General features: G+C 48.5%; 22 protein-coding genes and 1 pseudogene. 8 read left to right on the top strand and 15 right to left on the bottom strand.

Annotation, left to right across the window (positions count from 1 at the left end; genetic code table 11):
• Positions 1-11 precede the first annotated feature (11 nt).
• The 7 genes and pseudogenes from R5268_RS05965 to mobA form a co-directional block, all read right to left on the bottom strand.
• Positions 12-689 carry a hypothetical protein gene (locus tag R5268_RS05965; protein ID WP_317419021.1) on the bottom strand — a complete coding sequence of 226 codons (678 nt, stop codon included), beginning with the start codon at positions 687-689 and terminating at the stop codon, positions 12-14.
• A gap of 80 nt (positions 690-769) precedes the next feature.
• Entirely contained in the window at positions 770-1,357 is a 588-nt protein-coding gene (locus R5268_RS05960; protein WP_052927236.1) for a common pilus major fimbrillin subunit EcpA, read from the bottom strand.
• A 630-nt stretch (positions 1,358-1,987) separates the two neighbouring features.
• Entirely contained in the window at positions 1,988-2,389 is a 402-nt protein-coding gene (locus tag R5268_RS05955; protein ID WP_182105857.1) for a GNAT family N-acetyltransferase, read from the bottom strand.
• The gene (idi, locus tag R5268_RS05950; protein WP_317419022.1) at positions 2,386-2,907 is read right to left on the bottom strand and encodes an isopentenyl-diphosphate Delta-isomerase; all 522 of its coding nucleotides are present in this window, start codon (positions 2,905-2,907) and stop codon (positions 2,386-2,388) included. Before idi ends, R5268_RS05955 begins: the two co-directional genes overlap by 4 nt.
• A gap of 127 nt (positions 2,908-3,034) precedes the next feature.
• Positions 3,035-3,337, bottom strand: coding sequence for an HdeA/HdeB family chaperone (locus tag R5268_RS05945; protein WP_004236529.1), 303 nt, complete (start codon positions 3,335-3,337; stop codon positions 3,035-3,037).
• Between the two features lie 210 nt (positions 3,338-3,547).
• Positions 3,548-4,066, bottom strand: a complete 519-nt coding sequence (gene mobB, locus R5268_RS05940) for a molybdopterin-guanine dinucleotide biosynthesis protein MobB (protein ID WP_230061381.1) — start codon at positions 4,064-4,066, stop codon at positions 3,548-3,550.
• 36 nt (positions 4,067-4,102) lie between these two features.
• Positions 4,103-4,639 (bottom strand): annotated as a pseudogene (gene mobA, locus R5268_RS05935) (molybdenum cofactor guanylyltransferase MobA); the annotation flags it as partial.
• Positions 4,640-4,913: 274 nt separating this feature from the next.
• On the opposite strand from mobA, the gene R5268_RS05930 reads away from it, so the two are divergent.
• The 4 genes from R5268_RS05930 to polA all read left to right on the top strand — a co-directional run bounded on the left by R5268_RS05930 (position 4,914) and on the right by polA (position 9,965).
• The gene (locus R5268_RS05930) at positions 4,914-5,183 is read left to right on the top strand and encodes a YihD family protein (RefSeq protein WP_046891954.1); all 270 of its coding nucleotides are present in this window, start codon (positions 4,914-4,916) and stop codon (positions 5,181-5,183) included.
• Positions 5,183-6,178, top strand: coding sequence for a serine/threonine protein kinase (locus tag R5268_RS05925; RefSeq protein ID WP_317419023.1), 996 nt, complete (start codon positions 5,183-5,185; stop codon positions 6,176-6,178). The genes R5268_RS05930 and R5268_RS05925 overlap by 1 nt, the downstream gene beginning before the upstream one ends.
• 18 nt (positions 6,179-6,196) lie before the next feature.
• The gene (dsbA, locus tag R5268_RS05920) at positions 6,197-6,820 is read left to right on the top strand and encodes a thiol:disulfide interchange protein DsbA (protein ID WP_046891924.1); all 624 of its coding nucleotides are present in this window, start codon (positions 6,197-6,199) and stop codon (positions 6,818-6,820) included.
• Between the two features lie 346 nt (positions 6,821-7,166).
• A complete protein-coding gene (polA, locus tag R5268_RS05915) occupies positions 7,167-9,965 on the top strand; it encodes a DNA polymerase I (protein WP_317419024.1) in 2,799 nt (932 codons plus the stop codon).
• Positions 9,966-10,210: 245 nt separating this feature from the next.
• Here polA and def read toward each other — a convergent pair whose 3' ends face one another.
• The 4 genes from def to yihA form a co-directional block, all read right to left on the bottom strand.
• Positions 10,211-10,723 (bottom strand): peptide deformylase, encoded by a 513-nt coding sequence (gene def, locus R5268_RS05910; RefSeq protein WP_107679930.1) that lies wholly within the window; start codon positions 10,721-10,723, stop codon positions 10,211-10,213.
• Positions 10,724-11,142: 419 nt separating this feature from the next.
• Entirely contained in the window at positions 11,143-11,370 is a 228-nt protein-coding gene (locus R5268_RS05905) for a hypothetical protein (protein ID WP_046891927.1), read from the bottom strand.
• Between the two features lie 3 nt (positions 11,371-11,373).
• Entirely contained in the window at positions 11,374-11,745 is a 372-nt protein-coding gene (locus R5268_RS05900; RefSeq protein ID WP_317419025.1) for a hypothetical protein, read from the bottom strand.
• A 170-nt stretch (positions 11,746-11,915) separates the two neighbouring features.
• Positions 11,916-12,539 (bottom strand): ribosome biogenesis GTP-binding protein YihA/YsxC, encoded by a 624-nt coding sequence (gene yihA, locus R5268_RS05895; protein WP_046891929.1) that lies wholly within the window; start codon positions 12,537-12,539, stop codon positions 11,916-11,918.
• A gap of 556 nt (positions 12,540-13,095) precedes the next feature.
• On the opposite strand from yihA, the gene ppiA reads away from it, so the two are divergent.
• The 3 genes from ppiA to R5268_RS05880 all read left to right on the top strand — a co-directional run bounded on the left by ppiA (position 13,096) and on the right by R5268_RS05880 (position 15,838).
• Positions 13,096-13,662, top strand: coding sequence for a peptidylprolyl isomerase A (gene ppiA, locus R5268_RS05890; protein ID WP_107679932.1), 567 nt, complete (start codon positions 13,096-13,098; stop codon positions 13,660-13,662).
• A gap of 267 nt (positions 13,663-13,929) precedes the next feature.
• On the top strand, positions 13,930-14,505 hold the full coding sequence (locus tag R5268_RS05885) for an aminodeoxychorismate synthase component II (RefSeq protein WP_107679933.1): 576 nt from the start codon (positions 13,930-13,932) through the stop codon (positions 14,503-14,505).
• Between the two features lie 112 nt (positions 14,506-14,617).
• Positions 14,618-15,838, top strand: coding sequence for an aspartate aminotransferase family protein (locus tag R5268_RS05880; protein ID WP_317419026.1), 1,221 nt, complete (start codon positions 14,618-14,620; stop codon positions 15,836-15,838).
• Positions 15,839-16,249: 411 nt separating this feature from the next.
• On the opposite strand, the gene crp is transcribed toward R5268_RS05880, so the two are convergent.
• Positions 16,250-16,882: a cAMP-activated global transcriptional regulator CRP gene (crp, locus tag R5268_RS05875; RefSeq protein ID WP_004240730.1), complete on the bottom strand. Its 633-nt coding sequence runs from the start codon at positions 16,880-16,882 to the stop codon at positions 16,250-16,252.
• A gap of 303 nt (positions 16,883-17,185) precedes the next feature.
• Between crp and R5268_RS05870 the strand changes: the two genes are divergently transcribed.
• Complete coding sequence (locus tag R5268_RS05870; RefSeq protein WP_015422409.1) at positions 17,186-17,593, top strand: OsmC family protein; 408 nt, start codon at positions 17,186-17,188, stop codon at positions 17,591-17,593.
• 63 nt (positions 17,594-17,656) lie between these two features.
• Here R5268_RS05870 and R5268_RS05865 read toward each other — a convergent pair whose 3' ends face one another.
• Genes R5268_RS05865 through R5268_RS05855 form a run of 3 tightly spaced genes read right to left on the bottom strand, consistent with a single transcriptional unit; the run spans position 17,657 to position 19,755 of the window.
• Positions 17,657-18,532, bottom strand: a complete 876-nt coding sequence (locus tag R5268_RS05865; protein WP_046891933.1) for a phosphoribulokinase — start codon at positions 18,530-18,532, stop codon at positions 17,657-17,659.
• A 21-nt stretch (positions 18,533-18,553) separates the two neighbouring features.
• The gene (locus tag R5268_RS05860) at positions 18,554-18,772 is read right to left on the bottom strand and encodes a YheU family protein (protein ID WP_046891934.1); all 219 of its coding nucleotides are present in this window, start codon (positions 18,770-18,772) and stop codon (positions 18,554-18,556) included.
• Positions 18,769-19,755 carry a hydrolase gene (locus R5268_RS05855; RefSeq protein ID WP_107679937.1) on the bottom strand — a complete coding sequence of 329 codons (987 nt, stop codon included), beginning with the start codon at positions 19,753-19,755 and terminating at the stop codon, positions 18,769-18,771. The genes R5268_RS05860 and R5268_RS05855 overlap by 4 nt, the downstream gene beginning before the upstream one ends.
• Positions 19,756-19,830 lie beyond the last annotated feature (75 nt).

Genomic DNA, 19,830 nt, shown 5'->3' with positions numbered 1-19,830 from the left:
AAAACGGAAGTTTATTTGACGGAAATAAATTGCTCAGCCTGCCATAATGCAACGCGGCCTTTTTTATCTGTCACATCAACAGCGGAAAATGTCCGGTCACGACCCGGCATTAAATAATAATTTTCTTTATACTCGTTTTCCGGATTGTCTTTTGATGGTTTCAGGCACGGGCCATAGGCAATCACGCGCAGCGTACCATTCCCGGTATTGGTCAGTTTGCCGTTATCATAACGGTAGCCGTAATTTATATTCCGCGGAGAAACCACCAGAATTGTACTGACGCGTGCAGAAGCGGTGGCAATTGCACTGCGGTTATTATTATTGCTCTGTGCATCACTCAGTGCCTGATCAAACCAGACAATACGATAATAACGCTCAGTGTTATCTTTCGGACCATGGTAGAAAAAACGAATATTTTCTTTTGAGTCAGCCGGTAATAATAAACTTGCCGGAGACAATAATAATTCATCATTACTTTCTTTCGGGATAACCCGCCCGTCTTCCAGTGGTGATGAGATCCGTTCAACAGAAATATTAATCAGTCGTCCGCTGTCAGTTGTATTTTTAATTTCTTTACTGACACTGTCTTTATCACTGTAAATAAAGGTTGAAATATCGCCGACATCAATAGCGTAGGATGGTGATATTATGCCTGCCAGCAAACTGAAGGCAGCCAGATACTTTTTCATAATAACTCCGTGGCATAATATGAAGATATAGAAGGGCAGTTATCTGCCCTTAAAAAGATAACGAGGCTGTCAGCGGAATATCAGCTGGTCCAGGTTGCATCAAACTGAACACTGACATCACCACTCCAGATACCTTCCGGTAATGTGGAATAGTCAGTTGCCGGAGTTGTTCCGTCAGTTGTGCCGCCGATGATGGAGAATGTGAATGCATCCTGTGCGGTAGTACGGCCGGTCGTTTTATAGCCCTGAGACAGTGCGCTCAGATTGCCGCCCAGTTTACTTGTCTTAGTATCAATCAGAGTTGTATCCTGCGCTTTCTCAATCGCTTCGCCGTTGTAATCGACGCCGACAGTCAGCGTGGAACCTGAGTTATCTAACTGAGTTAATGTATTGCTGACCAGACGGGAAGTCAGTTTAAATGCGGTTGCGGTAGTATCACCTTCAATAGCAACATCAAATAAACCTTTCTGGGTATTAAAACCTTTCACACCTTCAGCATACTGAAATGACAGGCTGCCTAACGGTGTGACAACCAGTTTACTGGTGGTATCTTTTTTGGCGGTTGCAGACCAGGTTGCTACTGCCTGAGCTGTAACATCCGCTGCCTGCACTGCACTGATACCTGAAAAGGACGCGATTAAAGCAGCAACGATTAAATGCTTTTTCATAATATATTCCGAAAGTAATGTATAAAACTGATTAGCCATTATTAACGGATATAAAATAAATAATGACTAATATACTGATATAGATTCAGATGTGTTTGGTTAATTAACCTGTGCAATATGATTTTTAAAAAATAACCAGACGCAGATGGAATAACATCTGAATATACTCTAGTTAAAAGTATCTACGTATATTTATTATAAGTAAACAGAAATAAAATCACTATGGTGAATACGCGATTAAGTATCGGTCAGATGAACATGGCATGATTGTTTTGGTTTTTGATATTACTGATATATATGAGTGTAAATGAAAGGTTTATACATTTTTGATGGCATGTTAACAACACAGAAATATTCAGAAGATAACAGGAGCTGATATGTTTTATCTTCTGTCATCCGCAGGTAGTATACAGAACGCCTCATATAAAACAACCGGTTAAGTAATTGACATTAAATTAATACATTAATTTTTCTGTAATGATGCGTATCAGGCTATATTTTTTTCAGGTCATCACATCAATTTATGATTAACAGATTCAGAAACGTGCCGCTATTTCAGGTGCTGTAAAACGCTTATTCATATTCCGGAATTTTATTATTTGTTATTACAACACCTGAGAGCGAAGATAATCACCTGAACTTCTTCGACATCCCCTCTGATGCCGGGCCGACAGATTTCCAGCCGAGTTTTTCATAGAAACCGGGTTTATCGGCAATCATCGAGACATAGGAGCCTTCCAGTGTGGCAGATGCCAGGTATCTATCGATACATGCCATTATCTGACGGCCGAGTCCTGTTCCCTGATACGCCGGATCAACGGCAACATCAACGACCTCAAAATTGCAGGCACCGTCACCGGCTACGCGTCCCATGGCGATAAGTGTTCCGGCATCACGGATGGTCACCATATATAAACTGTTGGGCAGCCCGATCTCTGCGGCTTTCAGTGATTTTGCCGATAATCCGGCTTTAATACGCAGCGCACAGTACTCCTGTGCGGAAGGTACGCGTTCTTCAGTAATCAGTGTCATGAGATTGTTATCTGTAATGGCGGAAATTTTCCGGCGATGACTTTAAACCATTCGGCAAATTGCTGCGGATGGCTCTGTAACTCTTTTTTCAGTTCAGTGAGGGATATCCAGCGCACGGCGGCCACTTCCTGCGGATTCAGGGAAAATGTTCCGTTATAGTGACCGGTGAACAGGTGATCATACTCGTGCTCAATAAGTGATGGCGGGACTTCGGCGCGGTAAATGATATGACCGGCCGGCTGTAACGGACAGGCGATACCTAACTCTTCCTGCAAACGACGCTGTGTGGCCTGCGCCAGCGATTCCCCGCGCCGGGGATGACTGCAGCAGCTGTTAGCCCACAATCCGCCGGAATGGTATTTGCTGAGCGCACGCTGCTGGATCAGCAGCTCACCGGCATTGTTAAACAGGAACACAGAAAATGCACGGTGCAGTAACCCGAGCTGATGAACACGGAGTTTTTCGTCGTACCCGACGGTATTATCATGTTCATCGACCAGAATCAGTTCATCACTCATTATATCTTTTATCCGGTAAAGCGGCTGAAAGATATACTGTAGCAAATATGCAGCGGAAAGTTTGCCGGAATAGTGGCATAAAAACGCCGGAATATATCTCCGGCGCTTCATTATTTATTCGGGGGGGTTATTTATTGCGGGCAGCCAGGTAATCCTGAAGTGTGCCTTCCGGGAATTTCTTACAGAATTCAACAATTTTTGGTGCTTCCGCAACCCCTTTTTCTGACAGTGCCACGAAGTCACCGCCCGGGTATTGTGTATCTTTGCTGATCACCCACAGGGCAACCGGCGCCCAGCTTTGCGGATTGAGATTCACGAATTCTTTACAGGTCATTTTATCCGGAACCTGAATATCAGCAGGTTCAGCGAGAGCCACTGAGGAAAATGCACTTGCAGCAACCAGACACGCGGTGACGAAATACTTTTTCATGATAAAGAAACCTCATTTTTTTGTTTCGGGAAATACAACAAATACGTTTTCAGAATAGATCAAATAACGTCATATTCAATATTTCTCCGTTTTTAAAACGTAAATAATAAGATTAAATGGTTTTTTCAGGATAAAAAGTATGAGCATGCAGATGAAACTCATATCGGGCCGGGTAACACGATTTTATGTCAGTCCCGATATGAGTGGCGGTTACGGATTGTTTTCCAGCCAGCTGACAATAAAGTCGCGGATGGCAGTGATATTGTTGATATCCAGTTGCGGCACCGTGACATCCTGCCGTGGCTTATCAGAGGCAAAGGCAATGACAAATTCATCCAGTAATGTCTGATACGGACGGTCAGTCACATCGCGGAACAGGGCGATTTTCGGCACGGATTCACCTTTAAACCCTTCCACCAGGATAAGATCCAGCTCCCGCGTATCAAAGCGGGCGGCCAGTTGCATCAGATCAGGCTCCGCACCGCCGGGCGTTTCTGTCATCAGCGCAAACCGCTCCTGACTGACCACCAGAGTCTGGTAAGCTCCCGCTTTGCGCAGCTCATAACTGTCTTTTCCCGGGGTATCGACATCCATATCGTGATGAGTGTGTTTAACCAGGCCAATACGCAGTCCGCTTTCCCGCAGCTGCGGGATCAGTTTTTTCAGCAGGGTGGTTTTACCGGTACCGCTGTAGGCGGTGACCGCCAGCAGCGGTACCGGATGCGGCAGCCGGTGCTGTTTTTCCCATTCGCGGCACTCTGTAAGGGTATTGAGATTAATAAAATCGCCGGGATTTGCATCGAATGTGACGGCTTTTGCGCCGATGTTATCCATAAACAGCAGCAGTTTGCGATCACCGCCGGTAAGGTATTCTTTCAGCGGGGTGATCAGTGAGCGGTGACACAGCGCAAAGGCCGGATGTGCCCGCTGGTGATCACAGGCATAAGCGCACAGGGCATCCCCTTTCTGCTGCCAGAGTTTTTCCGCCAGATCCGCCGGGAACTGCGGCACATCACAGGGCACAAACAGTACCCAGTCGTGCAGGGCATTTTCAAGCCCGGCCAGCATCCCGGCAAGCGGACCGGGGAAGTCCGGTAATGTATCCGCCACCACCCGCAGGCCGGTGGCGTGATAATCCCGGGCATTGCGGTTGGCATTGATAAAAATGTCATCTGTCTGCGGAGCGAGCCGTTTTACACTGTGCTGATAAAGCGGCTGCCCGCCCAGTAATATCAGGCCTTTGTCCTGTCCCTGCATCCGGGTGGCCCGGCCGCCGGCAAGAATACAGCCGCTGAGTTGCATCATCATTTTCAGTTTCTCTGACAATCTCTGATAAATATTCTGAACTTATCTTAACAAGGATTCCGGTATAGTGAGCGCGAATATCGATGTACGCAAATATCTATGTCCGCGAATACCTATGTACGCAAATATCAATGCAATGGTTGTGATAATCACGGATAATATGCCGCAGTTATTACAGACAGCCAATATTTACGCATCCTGACAGTCCTGTTCTTTCCGGAGCGGCGGATAATTGGTAATGTGTTACGATCTTGCTTATAAGGAATTTATTATGAAATGTCATCGCCTTAATGAGGTTATCGAACTCCTGCAGCCGGTCTGGCAGCAACATTCTGATCTGAACCTGATGCAGATGCTGCAGAAACTGGCGGATGAAGCCGGGTTTGAGGGCGAACTGTCAGATCTGACCGATGATATTCTTATTTATCACCTGAAAATGCGCGGCTCTGATGCAACAGACGCAATTCCGGGTCTGAAAAAAGATTACGAAGACGATTTTAAAACGGCGCTGTTACGCGCCCGCGGCATCATCAAAGAGTAATGCAGACGACGACTCCGCCGGTTTTCACGTTTCAGGATTTCCGGCCTGACCGCCTGATCGACAGTCTGAGCCGTTACGGCATCTGGTTAGATTCCGGTCTGACCGAGCTGAACAGCTATGAAAACCGTGTCTATCAGTTTACCGATGAAAACCGCACCCGCTATGTGGTGAAATTTTATCGTCCGGCACGCTGGAATGAGGCTCAAATCCGTGAGGAACACGAGCTGACGCTGACACTGGCTCAGGCCGGGCTGCCGGTCGCGGCACCACTGGCCTTTGACGGCGACACACTGCTGTCACAGGACGGTTATTTGTTTGCGCTGTTCCCGTCAGTCGGCGGGCGGGCGTATGAAACGGATAATCTTGATCAGCTGGAAAGCACCGGGCGTCTGCTCGGACGGCTGCACCAGATAAGCCGTGAGCGCTGTTTTGAGCACCGGCCGACGATCGGATTGCAGGAATATCTGCTGACACCGCGTGAGATTCTTGCGGAGTGTCCGCTGATCCCGCAGGCGCGGCGGAGTGATTTTATACAGACGCTGGATACCCTGATCCGCGAGACATCTGCCCGCTGGCACGATGACTGGCATTCCATTCGTCTGCACGGGGATTGTCATCCCGGTAATATTTTATGGCGTGATGAGCCGTGGCTGGTGGATTTCGATGACGCCCGCAACGGCCCGGCAGTGCAGGATCTGTGGATGCTGCTCAGCGGGGATACCGACTCGCGCCGTTATCAGCTGGACATTCTGCTCGATGCCTATCAGGAGTTTTGTGACTTTGATACGCGCGAGCTGGCACTGATTGAACCGCTGCGCGCCATGCGCATGGTTCATTTTTTATCCTGGGTGGCACGCCGCTGGCAGGATCCCGCTTTTCCTAAAGCTTTTCCATGGATGGCGGAAAGTGATTTCTGGTCACAGCAGCAATCACTGATGACTGAACAGATAGCTGTGCTGGCGGAGCCTCCGCTGACACGTTATCTGCCTTATTGATTTTCAGGAGAGATAAAGATGAAGAAACTTTGGTTAGCGCTGATCGGATTTGCGATGTCATTCAGTGTTTTTGCAAACCCGGTGGCCGGGAAACAGTATAACGAGCTGAGCACACCAGTAACAAATCAGCCGGATGTGGTGGAGTTTTTCTCCTTCTACTGCCCGCACTGCTACCAGTTTGAAGAAAACTTCAAAGTGCCGGAATCCATCAGCAAAAACCTGCCGGAAGGCGCGAAACATGAGCGCTATCATGTTGATTTCCTCGGTGGCCCGATGGGTCCTGAAATGACCAAAGCCTGGGCTGTGGCAATGGCGATGGGCGTTGAGGATAAAGTCACGCCGATCCTGTTTGAAGGCATTCAGAAAACCGGCACAATCAAAACCCCTGCTGATGTCCGTGAAGCCTTTATCAAAGCGGGTGTGACCGGTGAGGATTATGACTCCGCCGCTAACAGCATTTTTGTGAAATCGCTGATCGCCAAGCAGCAGAAAGCGGCGGCAGATTACAAATTACGCGGTGTTCCGGCCGTCTTTGTGAAAGGCAAATACCAGATCAACAACGCCGGTCTGGAAGTCAAAGATGTGAATGAATACGGCAAAGCGTTCTCTGATACGGTCAATTATCTGCTGAAGCAGAACTAATCTCAGAATCTGTATCTCCCGGAAGCAATGGCGGTAACGCCATTGCTTTTTTACTATCCACATTAATCAAGTGATTACAACGGCAGATTATCTTGCGCTATTCGTTTATAACCTATTGATTTTTTTGAATGAGATTCAGGCATATCACGCTGCAGACAGTGATTTACATAGGGTTCATAAATTTACCCACAAAGTTATCCACAGTTTGTTATTTTTTATTTTACCGGCGTACCCGTCCTGTTCTGATGTGCGGGAAGATTAACGGCTGCGGCCGATAATAGTCGTCGGATGCCGCAGTCTGTGGCATGCTACCCGCAAGACTCCATTTAATACTGTGAAGGCAATTATGGCTCAGATTGCAGACAACCCCTTGATTTTAGTCGATGGTTCATCATACCTCTATCGTGCTTACCACGCATTCCCTCCGCTGACCAACAGTGCCGGGCAACCGACCGGTGCCATGTACGGCGTGCTGAATATGCTGCGCAGCCTGGTGATGCAGTATGAACCCAGCCATGTTGCCGTGGTATTTGATGCCAAAGGTAAAACGTTCCGCGATGAACTGTTCGAAGCCTATAAATCACATCGTCCGCCGATGCCGGATGATCTGCGTGAGCAGATAGCGCCGCTGCATGACATGGTTATCGCGATGGGCATGCCGCTGTTATCTGTTTCCGGTGTGGAAGCCGATGATGTTATCGGGACACTGGCGAAACAGGCGGCAGCCGAAGGCCGCGCGGTGCTGATCAGCACCGGTGATAAAGATATGGCGCAGCTGGTGACGCCGGACATCACGCTGATCAATACCATGAATAATACCATTCTCGGGCCGGAGGAAGTGGAAACCAAGTATGGTGTTCCGCCGTCACTGATTATCGATTATCTGGCGCTGATGGGCGATTCCTCCGATAACATCCCGGGCGTACCGGGCGTCGGTGAAAAAACGGCTCAGGCATTGTTACAGGGGCTGGGCAGTCTGGATGATATCTATACAGACCTGAGTAAAATTGCCGGACTGAGCTTCCGTGGTGCCAAAACCCTCGCGCCGAAGATGGAAACCAACAAAGAGATGGCGTATCTCTCTTACACCCTGGCGACCATCAAAACCGACGTGGAGCTTGATCGTACCTGGGATACCCTTGTGCTGTCAGAGCCGGATTTGGATAAGCTGCATGCATTATTCACGCAGTATGAATTCAAACGCTGGATAAGTGATCTGGAAAACGGCGGCTGGCTGGCGAAGAAAAGCACCCGCAGCGCACCATCAAAAACAGCTGTGAGTGCCGCCTCCGCAGCACAACCTCCGGCAGCACCGGTAACGGCGCCGGAAATCAGCAATGAAAACTATGAAACTATCCTTGATGAAGCGGCACTGAACCGCTGGGCGGATATCCTGCGTGAAGCTGGTGAATTTGCTTTTGATACCGAGACCGACAGTCTGGATAACCTTTCTGCACGCCTGGTCGGCATGTCATTTGCCGCAAAAGCGGGCCATGCAGCTTATGTGCCGATCGGCCATGATTACCTGGATGCACCGGATCAGCTGCTGACTGAGCAGGTGCTGCGGGTGATGAAACCGATTCTGGAAGATGAAAAAATCCGTAAAATCGGTCAGAACCTCAAGTTTGATCGCGGGATTATGGAAAATTACGATGTGGAGCTGCGCGGTATCGCTTTCGACACCATGCTGGAATCCTATGTGCTCAACAGTGTTGCCGGGCGTCATGATATGGACAGCCTGGCCGATCGCCATCTGAATTATAAAACCACGACATTTGAAGAGATCGCCGGGAAAGGCAAAAAGCAGCTGACGTTTAATCAGATCCCGCTGGAAGAAGCCGCCAATTATGCGGCGGAAGATGCGGATATCACGTTGCTGCTGCATCAGGCGCTCTATCCGCAGCTGGAAGCGGAAAAATCCCTGCTGCATGTCTATCAGGATATCGAAATGCCGCTGGTGCCGGTGCTTTCCCGTATGGAACGGACAGGGGTTCTGATCGACGCCAATGTGCTGGCGGCACAGTCAGTACAACTGACAGCCCGTCTGGATGAGCTGGAAAAACAGGCATTTGCCATCGCCGGTGAAGAATTCAATCTTTCTTCACCGAAACAGTTACAGGCCATTCTGTTTGAAAAACTGAATCTGCCGGTGGTGAAGAAAACCCCGGGCGGCGCACCGTCAACTAATGAGGAAGTGCTGGAAGAGCTGGCGGATAACCATGAGTTACCGCGTGTGATCCTGGAGCACCGCAGTCTGTCCAAACTGAAAACTACCTATACCGATAAACTACCGCTGATGGTGGACCCGAAAACCCGCCGTGTGCATACCTCTTATCACCAGGCCGTGACGGCAACCGGCCGCCTGTCTTCCCGTGACCCGAACCTGCAGAATATTCCTGTCAGGACGGATGAAGGACGCCGTATCCGTCAGGCGTTTATCGCCCGTGACGGCTACTGCATTATGGCGGCGGACTATTCGCAGATTGAGCTGCGTATCATGGCGCATCTGTCACAGGACAAAGGGCTGCTGAAAGCCTTTGCCGAAGGCAAGGATATCCACCGCGCCACCGCCGCAGAAGTGTTTGGTGTGCCGCTGGAAGAAGTGACGTCTGATCAGCGCCGCAGCGCGAAAGCGATTAACTTCGGCCTGATTTACGGCATGAGCGCATTTGGTCTTGCACGTCAGCTGGGTATCCCGCGCGGTGAAGCACAGCGTTATATGGATCTCTATTTTGAACGCTATCCGGGCGTGCTGGAGTATATGGCCCGCACCCGTGAACATGCGGCAGAAAAAGGATACGTGGAAACGCTGGAAGGCCGTCGTCTCTGGCTGCCGGAAATCAATTCCCGTAACGGTATGCGCCGCAAGGCTGCTGAGCGCGAGGCGATCAACGCCCCGATGCAGGGTACCGCAGCGGATATCATCAAAAAAGCGATGATCGCCGTGGATGACTGGCTGCAAAAAGAGAACATCGATGCGCTGATGATTATGCAGGTACACGATGAACTGGTGTTTGAAGTCAGAAAAGAACAGCAGGCAGAGATGGCAGAGAAGATCCGCGGGCTGATGGAAGCAGCGATGAAACTGGATGTGCCGTTAAAAGTGGAAGCGGGAGTCGGTGCCAATTGGGACGAAGCCCACTAATTTACGCGTCATCTTTCAATCCGTGGCTGCGTTGGCCGCACTCAGAAATCCGGGTCACATACTGGTGTATGCTCCCCGGATTTCTTCCTTTGCCGCCTTACCACGAATTGAAATCTATAGCGTAAAGGGATTGTGCTCTGGTTCCGCTGCAAACCGAATGATTTAGCCTTAGCATCCGGTATCATTTTTCAGCCACAAACTAAATCTATAGCGCAAAGGTATTGTGTTCCGGGGGGATTTTTCTGTTATGCGTTTTCTTCCCGCATTTTCAGGGTTTTCTTCACTTTTTTCTCAATGCGCTGGCGCTTCAGCGGCGAGAGATGGTCGATAAACAGCTTACCGTTGAGATGATCTATTTCATGCTGGAGGCAACCGGCCTGTAATCCCTCTGCCTCAAGAGTGTGCTCTGTACCGTTCACATCCTGATAGCGGACCATGACTGAAGAATAGCGCTGTGTCTCCGTATAACTCTCCGGCAGGGACAGGCAACCGTCCATCATCATCATTTCTCCGTCACACTGAATAAACTCAGGATTAATCAGCGCCATCGGCTGATCCCGGTTTTCAGAGACATCAACGATAATCACACGTTTACAGACACCCACCTGCGGCGCAGCAAGGCCGATGCCCCGTTCGGCATACATGGTTTCTGTCATATCAGTAACAAATGTTTTCAGGTCGTCATCAAAAACCGTGACCGGTTGAGCCGTTTCCCGCAGGCAGGGATCAGGAAAATGCCGTAATGTCAGTAATGCCATAGCTAACTCACTAATATAATTCGGAATAATGGGGAGGCATACTCCCGGATGCGCTCAGACTATCATAACAGTATGGTATTAAAACGGCATCATTTGTGCTGTTTTGTTGCTATTTTGTGCGGACAGGCTCGGACTACCTATAGATCCAGATCGCATAAATATGTAATTAAAGAACATTTGAGATGAATTTTACGGTTTTATGACAAGCTGAATCGTGCGTAATCTGAAAAAAAATTACAAAAAAGGTTTTTTTGTCCGTAAATTTGCTGTAAAGTTATTTGTGTAGGGTACAGAGGTAAGATGTTCTATCTTTCAGACCTTTTACTTCACGTAATCGGATTTAGCTGAATATTAGCTGCTCCGGTCAGACAACTTCTGACCGGAGCATTTTTTTTGTCCTGAATAAAGGCGGGGAAAGGTTAATCGTCAGTGAGAAAGGCATTCGCATCAAAAACCGGTTCGGCATCTTCCCGGAGTTCGTTCCGGTAAAGGCGGAGTGCCATGATATCGTTCAGGGCATCAGCACCTTCATCTGAATCTTCCCCGTATTCCTCAACTCTGCGAAGGAGTGCTTCTTCCCTGGCATGGAGTGATTTCCACAGTAAGTTAAATGTGCTTCTGTCGATTTTGAGTTCGAGTACCCGCATCTGTTATGCTCTCTTCATATATTGTTTTTCACAGAACATGGCCACACTTTCCAGCAGGCTGATATATTTTGTCAGCGGCATATTTTCCGCCGGTACAATCATATGATGGCCCTTTGAACCCCGTTTAACAATAGTCAGGCCGGCAGGCAGGATAGTACCTGCTTTTAACTCCCATACCCACCCGCTCAGCGGACATTCATCCAGACCTTCTTTGGTAAATACACTCACACCGTTATTATCAGCAACAATGAAATCCGTTTCACCAATTTCTCTGGTATTAATATCGCTCTTTCTGACATTCGCCAGCCGGGATGAACTACTGTTGCCCATACGGTATAAATCGTTGGCCAGAATATATAATGTTTTTTCCCGCATAAAACACATCCTTATGTTTGTGAACATATCATCAGATTGTGTATAGCAGGGAAGAGAGGGGTCGGACAGATTATGGCCGGCAGAGCGGCTTTTTTCGGTCTTTTGGCTAAGGGATGATGATTACAGAAAAGAACAGATGGTCAGTAATAACCATCTGTTTCGGGAGGGGATCACTCTGCGTCGCTTTCGCTGAACCAGGTGTCCAGTTTCAGACGTAACTTATCAATGCCGATTTTTTTCAGGGCGGAGAAGTATTCCACCTGAATATCGCCGGTGTCACTCAGTTCTGCCAGAGCATCGCGAACAGCCATCAGCTGCTTTTTGCGTGCGCCGCTGGCCAGTTTGTCGGCTTTGGTCAGTAATGCCAGTACCGGTACCTGCATTGCCACTGCCCACTCAATCATCTGCATATCCAGGTCTTTAAGCGGATGACGGATATCCATCAGTACCACCAGACCACGCAGACAGTTGCGCTTTTGCAGATATTCGCCCAGTGCGGCCTGCCATTTCCGTTTCATTGCTTCCGGAACTTCAGCGTATCCATAGCCCGGCAGGTCAACCACACGGCAGCCGTCAGTGACTTCAAACAGGTTGATAAGCTGGGTACGTCCCGGTGTCTTACTGGTCCGCGCCAGGCTTTTTTGCTGTGTCAGTGCATTCAGTGCACTGGATTTTCCGGCATTGGAGCGACCGGCAAACGCCACTTCGATCCCCGTATCTTCCGGTAAATGGCGGATATCCGGTGCGCTGATGACAAAATGGGTCACTTGGTAGTTGTGCGTTTTAATGGTCAAAATCTGTTCTCCTCAGGTCGAAACCGGGATGATTATAGCCTAATGCATGTTGTTTAAGAACTGCGGCAGACAGATTACTGCGCCTGTTTATTTTCAGAAATGAAAAAAGTGACAACAATAATAGGATGGGGGGCGGCAGCAGATATAATCCGGAGAAAACAAAGTGTTTCCGGCAGAAAAGACACTGATATTTACGCGTAAAAAGATAAAAAATCAGGGCGGTTTATTATTGGTTATAAGTCCGGATGTTATTTTTTATTTGGCATAAGTTGAGTTTTTTATCAGTAAATGAAAATTATCCATAAAGATCAGTATGATATTTATATTTACACGTTAAATGGAATAAATGTATCAGCGGGATGAAAAATTTCGCCGAATTTTGCTTAATTACGGGCCGTGAGCGAAATATCATCAGTACAAATACGTGAAAAATTCTTATATTAATTCTTCATCCCTGCCGTGAAAGTAAATTAAAGTAAATCGGTGGCACTTCGCGCCATTGCCCATTAAAATCGTTAAGATTAGTGTAAGTTTATTTCGTTGAAAGGAATTGGGAATGTTAAAACGAGTTTTAGTTTCATTTGTGGCAGCCTGTACCCTCAGTGCAACTTCGCTGGCGTTCGCGGCGGAGCAGACGCATGTTAAATTTACCACCACCGCAGGTGATTTTGAAATTGCGCTGGATAATGAAAAAGCGCCGAAAACTGTGGAAAATTTTAAACAGTATGTCTCAGATAAGTTCTATGACGATACAACATTCCACCGCGTCATCCCGGGCTTTATGGTGCAGGGCGGCGGCTTTACGGCGGATATGAATCAGAAACAGACCCGCCCGCCTGTCAAAAACGAAGCGGATAACGGCCTGCGTAATCTGCGCGGAACCATTGCGATGGCGCGTACCGCAGATAAAGACAGCGCAACCAGCCAGTTCTTTATCAACGTGGCGGATAATGCATTCCTCGACCACGGCCAGCGTGATTTTGGCTATGCCGTGTTTGGTAAAGTCGTGAACGGCATGGATGTTGTCGATAAAATCTCAAAAGTGAAGACTGAAAACATCGGTCCTTACCAGAATGTACCGTCAACACCGATCAAAATTATTTCTGCAACTATCGTAAAATAAACCGTATTTTCGTGCAGACTAAGGGGAATATTTCCGGATATTCCCCGTAAGCATGTCAAACTCCCTGATAGTCTGAATCAGACGATATCTGCCTCTGCGGTACCATGCCGCATTCGGGCTATTTTCTCTGTCCGGCTGTGGTATTATAGCCCGCTTCATGAAGCTGACTGTGCAATCCCCTGTGGTTGCCGGGCGCTGTCAACGTGTGCCTGACGCAGCAGTTTGAAAATAAAAAAGATAAATATATCAGTTGGATATAGATTAATCATGCTATTAATTATCGATAATTATGACTCATTTACTTATAACCTGTATCAATACTTCTGTGAGTTAGGTGCAGATGTACAGGTTAAACGAAATGATGCCGTCAGCCTCAGTGATATTGAGCAATTATCGCCGTCTCACCTGGTGATCTCACCGGGTCCCTGTACGCCGTCTGACGCCGGTATTTCACTGGATGCCGTCAGTCATTTCGCCGGTGAGATTCCGATCCTCGGGGTTTGCCTCGGGCATCAGGCTATCGGTCAGGCGTTTGGCGCACAGGTGGTGAAGGCACGTAAAGTCATGCACGGCAAAACCACCGCAATCCATCATAATCAGCAGGGGGTGTTCAAAGGGCTGAACCGTCCGCTGACCGTCACCCGCTATCATTCACTGGTGATTGCCCCGGAAACACTGCCGGCCTCTTTTGAAGTCACGGCATGGAGCCTGCACGACGGTAATGTGGATGAAATCATGGGTATCCGCCATAAAACCCTGCCGATTGAAGGTGTGCAATTCCATCCGGAAAGTATTCTCAGTGAACAGGGGCATGAACTCCTGAATAATTTCCTGAAATACTAATCAGTTATCGATTATTTTATCCTAGGTTCTGTTTTTTCATTCGTTTTAATTTGATTTTTTATTCATATTTGGTGATTATATTTTCACTTGTGGATAGATCAGGTAAGGAACGATGACAAAACAGAATGCGGTAACGCGCGGCACTTATGATGAAGTAATGCTGCCAATTTATGCACCGGCTGATTTTATTCCTGTCAGAGGACAGGGAAGCCGTGTATGGGATCAGAACGGCACCGAATATGTCGATTTTGCCGGTGGTATTGCCGTACTGGCTCTGGGGCATTGTCATCCGGCGCTGGTCGCTGCGCTGAAAACCCAGAGTGAGTCACTCTGGCATGTCAGCAATATTTTTACCAATGAACCGGCACTGACACTGGCGCAGAAGCTGATAAAACACACGTTCGCGGAACGGGTTTTCTTTGCCAACTCCGGCGCGGAGGCGAATGAAGCTGCATTCAAACTGGCACGTCATTATGCACTGACCCGTCATCATCCTTATAAAACCAAAATTATTGCTTTTCACCATGGCTTCCACGGCCGGACACTTTTCACTGTTTCTGTCGGCGGCCAGCCGAAATATGCCGATGGCTTCGGGCCGAAACCGGCAGATATTATTCATGTACCTTTCAACGACCTCGATGCTGTCAAAGCGGTGATGGACGATCACACCTGTGCCGTGGTTCTGGAACCTATCCAGGGTGAGGGGGGGATCACGCCTGCCACTCCTGCTTTTATGCAGGGTGTGCGTGATCTGTGTGATAAACATCAGGCATTGCTGGTCTTTGATGAAGTGCAAAGCGGGATGGGGCGCAGCGGAAAACTGTTTGCCTATATGGATTACGGCATTGAGCCGGACATTCTGACCACGGCGAAAGCGCTGGGTGGTGGTTTTCCGATCAGTGCGATGCTGACAAAACAGGCGATCGCGCAGGTCATGGTGCCCGGTACCCACGGTACCACCTATGGCGGCAATCCGCTGGCCTGCGCTGTCGGCAATGCCGCCTTTGATCTGATTAATGACCCGGCGCTGCTGGCGGGAGTGGATGAACGTCACCGGTGGTTTGCCGATGCTCTGCAATCCCTGAACAGCACATTTGGCGCGTTTGCGGAGATCCGCGGTAAAGGGTTGCTGATAGGTGCCGAACTGGCGGGTATCTTCCGCGATCAATCAAAAATACTGCTGGGACTCGCGGCCAAAAATGGCCTGATGCTGCTGAATGCCGGCACCAATGTTCTGCGTTTTACGCCGTCGCTGATTATTGAAAAAGCAGATGTGGATGAGGGAATGAAACGACTGGCAAAAACCCTGAATGACTTCCGGGAAATGCAGTAATTTTACCGCATTAACGTATTTAACTAACTGATTTGTATATTTTATTATTGTTTTTGTCATGATAAGTTTGCCGGATGTTTATCTGCTTTCAGTAAAATAATAACAATCCGGCTTTCAGGCAAATTTGAAGAATTTCTTCATGGCAGCTTTTATGTTCATCTTTACCAAGGGCTGGTCTTGGTGAAGGAGGTAAAGGGTATGTACTTAAAACACGACATTTCTGAGATAAAAAAATGAACATTGCAGAGCGTAAAACAGCAGCAATGCGTCAGTTGAAAGCATCCTTTGATCAAGCCTGCCGTGAAGGAAAGCTGCGATACCGCAGGGCAGATATTCTTCAGTAATCACTGATGATTAAGAAAAGAAAAACAGGCGCAATTGCGCCTGTTTTGGTGATAAAGGTCGTCCGGATTAACGGGTGCCGTATACCACGATGGTTTTACCGTGTGCGGAGATCAGGTTCTGATCTTCCAGCATCTTCAGAATACGGCCGACTGTTTCGCGGGAACATCCCACAATCTGGCCGATTTCCTGACGGGTAATTTTGATTTGCATACCGTCCGGGTGCGTCATCGCATCCGGCTGTTTCGCCAGGTTCAGTAATGTCTGGGCGATGCGGCCTGTCACATCAAGGAATGCAAGGTTTCCGACCTTTTCTGATGTGGTTTGCAGGCGGCTTGCCATCTGCGCGGAAAGGCGCATAAGGATATCCGGGTTAACCTGGATAAGCTGGCGGAACTTTTTGTACGAGATTTCTGCAACTTCGCAGGCGCTTTTTGCCCGTACCCACGCTGTACGTTCCTGACCTTCCTCAAATAATCCGAGTTCACCGATGAAATCACCCTGATTGAGATAGGATAAAATCATCTCTTTGCCTTCTTCATCTTTGATCAGTACCGCAACAGAACCTTTTACAATGTAGTAGAGTGTTTCTGCCTTTTCGCCCTGATGAATAAGTGTGCTTTTGGATGGATATTTGTGGATATGGCAGTGAGACAAAAACCATTCAAGCGTGGGGTCTGTTTGTGGCTTGCCGAGAACCATTCGCGTTATCCTCTGTTGTTAGTTATTGCAAACCGTTGTTTACGCTCTGCAATTATATAAAGTCTTAGCTTATCATATTAACTTGCTGAATTTCCGGCAAGTTAGTTTATTAAAATAGTATAATAATCCACACGGAAAGATATTGATCTTAGCCATAGATAAATCCTTGCCGTGTTTTTAGCACAGGAAAACAGTCCTGTCTTCCACTGTCTCGCTTCAGCATAATAAACTATGAGATAGATTGCCAGCCCGTGAATGAAAGGGTAGTCTGTCGTGAATTATATTGATGATGAGGGTATAAAAATGGAAGCGCGTGTAAAGTGGGTTGAGAACATGACTTTCTTAGGGGAATCCGCGTCAGGACACCAGATTACGATGGACGGTAATGCCGGTGAAAAAGCCCCGAACCCGATGGAGATGGTACTGATGGCAACCGGCGGCTGCAGCGCCATTGATGTTGTCTCTATTTTGCAAAAAGGCCGTAATCAAGTCATTGATTGTGATGTAAAACTTACTGCTGAACGTCGTGAAACCGCGCCGCGTTTATTCACTCACATCAATCTGCATTTTATTGTAACCGGTCGTGACCTGACAGAAAACGTTGTCGGGCGTGCCGTGCAATTATCCGCTGAAAAATATTGTTCTGTTTCATTAATGTTAGGCGAAAGTGTTAACATTACACATAGTTTTGAAGTGAAAAATATTGAATAATTTTTTGAAAGATTATTTTTATTTTTGAACATAAACCGGGTAATACATTATTACCCGGTTTTTTTATCGCTTGTTTATTTGTTTTCCCTGTAATAATTGCTCTGCCAGGGGCGCCATTATTAATTCCATTGCCAGTCCTAATTTGCCGCCGGGTACAACAATCGTATTTGAGGCGGAAATAAACGACCCCTGAAGCATGGATAACAAATAGGGAAAATCGATTTTTTTCAGGCCACGGAAGCGGATCACGGTAAAGCTCTCGTCCTGTGACGGAATGGATTTGGCCGAAAACGGATTCGAGGTGTCCACAGTCGGTACCCGCTGAAAGTTAATGTGGGTGCGGGAAAACTGCGGGGTGATATAGCGGATGTAATCATCCATCGAACGTACGACGGAATCCATCACTGCCTCCCGCGAATGCCCGCGATCGCTGGTGTCACGGACTAACTTCTGTATCCACTCCAGGTTGACTATCGGCACTACGCCGACCAGCAAATCCACGTGTCCGGCAATATTATGTTCCGGTGTGACCACGCCGCCGTGAAGACCCTCATAGAAAAGCACGTCTGTACCGGCGGGCAGTGCCTCGCGGGGGGTAAAGGTACCGGGCAACTGGTTATAGGGCACTGCTTCATCATAAGTATGCAGGTACTTACGGCGCTCACCGCTGCCGTTTTCACTGTACTGACGGAATGTACTTTCGAGAAGGGCAAAGTCATTGGCTTCCGGCCCGAAATAGCTGATGTGACGCCCCTGTTCGCGGGCTTTACGGATGGCGGCATCCATTTCCGGCCGTGTGTAACGGTGGAAACTGTCACCCTCAATAATGGCCGGAACCGCATCCAGCTGCTGGAAAATCTTACGGAAAGCCTGACTGGTGGTAGTGGTACCGGCTCCGCTGGAGCCGGTAACGGCGATAATCGGGTGGGTCCGTGACATGCGGCATTTCCTCCGGCTGAATCAGCCGCGGAATTCTGCCGACGGCATGATGTTGAGTGTTTCGTGTAATTCCGACCAGACGATCACAATGTCGCCGTTTTTGAGTTGCGTGTAAAGATCCGCCACTTTATCACTGAGTGATTTTTCATGTTCGCCGTAATCGGTGCCTTCGCGCAGCACCACACTTTCCAGGATGCTTTCCAGTGTTTCCGGCGCGATATCCTGCCAGGGAATAATCATTCGGTCTCCTTCGCGGTCAGATGCGGTGCCAGCCATTCAGGAATGCGTTCTTCCAGCCATAAGCGCGGGCGGCGCCAGCTGCCGGTCACAAAGCCGACATGGCCGCCGTGCTCGGTCATCTGATATTCCACACATGGCGGCAGCTGTGACAGATCCGGCACCACCTCCTGAGCCATAAAGGGATCATCTTTGGCGTGGATGATCAGCATCGGCTTACGTACGGCCGGGAGTTTCGGCAGGGCGCTGCACCGGCGGTAGTAATCAGAGGCATCGCGGAATCCGTGGATGCGTGAAGTGATAATGTCATCAAATTCCCGGATACGTTTAATTGCACGGATATGCAGCAGGTTTGTCGGCAGCGAATTCGGGTAGCGCACCAGCTTGCGGGTGGCATTGCGTTTCAGTCCTTTAAGCAGATACCACTGATAAAAACGGGAAAACCCTTTTTCCATTTTGAAGGAACAGGGTTCCAGCATCAGCGGGGCAGAAACTATAATACCTGCATCCACCGCCGCATTTTCACCCTCTTCGGCGAGATAACAGGCCAGCATATTGCCACCGAGTGAATAACCGACCGCACCGGTCGGCACTTTGCCGTAGGTATCCTGCAGCCACTTCAGCATATAACGGGCATCACCGGTTTCCCCGGAGTGGTAAATCCGTTTTGATCGGTTCGGCTCGCCGCTGCAGCCGCGAAAATGCATGACAACGCCCAGCCAGCCCTGACGGGCGGCTGCTGCCAGGATACCGTGCGCATAAGGACTGCGGAAACTGCCCTCCAGGCCGTGAAAAATAACCAGGCGTGGTTTGTGGCGTGCGGTATCCGGGTCTTCGCTCCATGCAAGATCAATAAAATCATTATCCGGCAGCGTCAGGCGCTGCCAGAATGGTTTTATCGCCGGTTTCCGGCGGAAAATCCGGGGCAGCAGTGTTTGCAGGTGCGGATTTGTTGCCCAGGAAATCGGTTGAAAATGACTAGACATAGTTTGGTTCGTAATGAAAAAACGTCTCTTGTTTAATGAAAAACATGCTGGTAATTTCCGGTAAAGGAAATGACC

Source organism: Morganella sp. BCCO 40_0007, from assembly GCF_032989665.1.
Classification (GTDB): Bacteria; Pseudomonadota; Gammaproteobacteria; order Enterobacterales; family Enterobacteriaceae; genus Morganella; species Morganella sibonii.
Note: the sequence above shows the minus strand (reverse complement) of the source record. Positions and strands in the feature narration are given on the sequence as shown.

Coding starts and splice junctions, on each gene's coding strand:
- R5268_RS05965 (WP_317419021.1), bottom strand. CDS start 689: ATGAAAAAGTATCTGGCTGCCTTCAGTTTGCTGGCAGGCATAATATCA.
- R5268_RS05960 (WP_052927236.1), bottom strand. CDS start 1,357: ATGAAAAAGCATTTAATCGTTGCTGCTTTAATCGCGTCCTTTTCAGGT.
- R5268_RS05955 (WP_182105857.1), bottom strand. CDS start 2,389: ATGACACTGATTACTGAAGAACGCGTACCTTCCGCACAGGAGTACTGT.
- idi (WP_317419022.1), bottom strand. CDS start 2,907: ATGAGTGATGAACTGATTCTGGTCGATGAACATGATAATACCGTCGGG.
- R5268_RS05945 (WP_004236529.1), bottom strand. CDS start 3,337: ATGAAAAAGTATTTCGTCACCGCGTGTCTGGTTGCTGCAAGTGCATTT.
- R5268_RS05930 (WP_046891954.1), top strand. CDS start 4,914: ATGAAATGTCATCGCCTTAATGAGGTTATCGAACTCCTGCAGCCGGTC.
- R5268_RS05925 (WP_317419023.1), top strand. CDS start 5,183: ATGCAGACGACGACTCCGCCGGTTTTCACGTTTCAGGATTTCCGGCCT.
- dsbA (WP_046891924.1), top strand. CDS start 6,197: ATGAAGAAACTTTGGTTAGCGCTGATCGGATTTGCGATGTCATTCAGT.
- polA (WP_317419024.1), top strand. CDS start 7,167: ATGGCTCAGATTGCAGACAACCCCTTGATTTTAGTCGATGGTTCATCA.
- def (WP_107679930.1), bottom strand. CDS start 10,723: ATGGCATTACTGACATTACGGCATTTTCCTGATCCCTGCCTGCGGGAA.
- R5268_RS05905 (WP_046891927.1), bottom strand. CDS start 11,370: ATGCGGGTACTCGAACTCAAAATCGACAGAAGCACATTTAACTTACTG.
- R5268_RS05900 (WP_317419025.1), bottom strand. CDS start 11,745: ATGCGGGAAAAAACATTATATATTCTGGCCAACGATTTATACCGTATG.
- ppiA (WP_107679932.1), top strand. CDS start 13,096: ATGTTAAAACGAGTTTTAGTTTCATTTGTGGCAGCCTGTACCCTCAGT.
- R5268_RS05885 (WP_107679933.1), top strand. CDS start 13,930: ATGCTATTAATTATCGATAATTATGACTCATTTACTTATAACCTGTAT.
- R5268_RS05880 (WP_317419026.1), top strand. CDS start 14,618: ATGACAAAACAGAATGCGGTAACGCGCGGCACTTATGATGAAGTAATG.
- crp (WP_004240730.1), bottom strand. CDS start 16,882: ATGGTTCTCGGCAAGCCACAAACAGACCCCACGCTTGAATGGTTTTTG.
- R5268_RS05870 (WP_015422409.1), top strand. CDS start 17,186: ATGGAAGCGCGTGTAAAGTGGGTTGAGAACATGACTTTCTTAGGGGAA.
- R5268_RS05865 (WP_046891933.1), bottom strand. CDS start 18,532: ATGTCACGGACCCACCCGATTATCGCCGTTACCGGCTCCAGCGGAGCC.
- R5268_RS05860 (WP_046891934.1), bottom strand. CDS start 18,772: ATGATTATTCCCTGGCAGGATATCGCGCCGGAAACACTGGAAAGCATC.
- R5268_RS05855 (WP_107679937.1), bottom strand. CDS start 19,755: ATGTCTAGTCATTTTCAACCGATTTCCTGGGCAACAAATCCGCACCTG.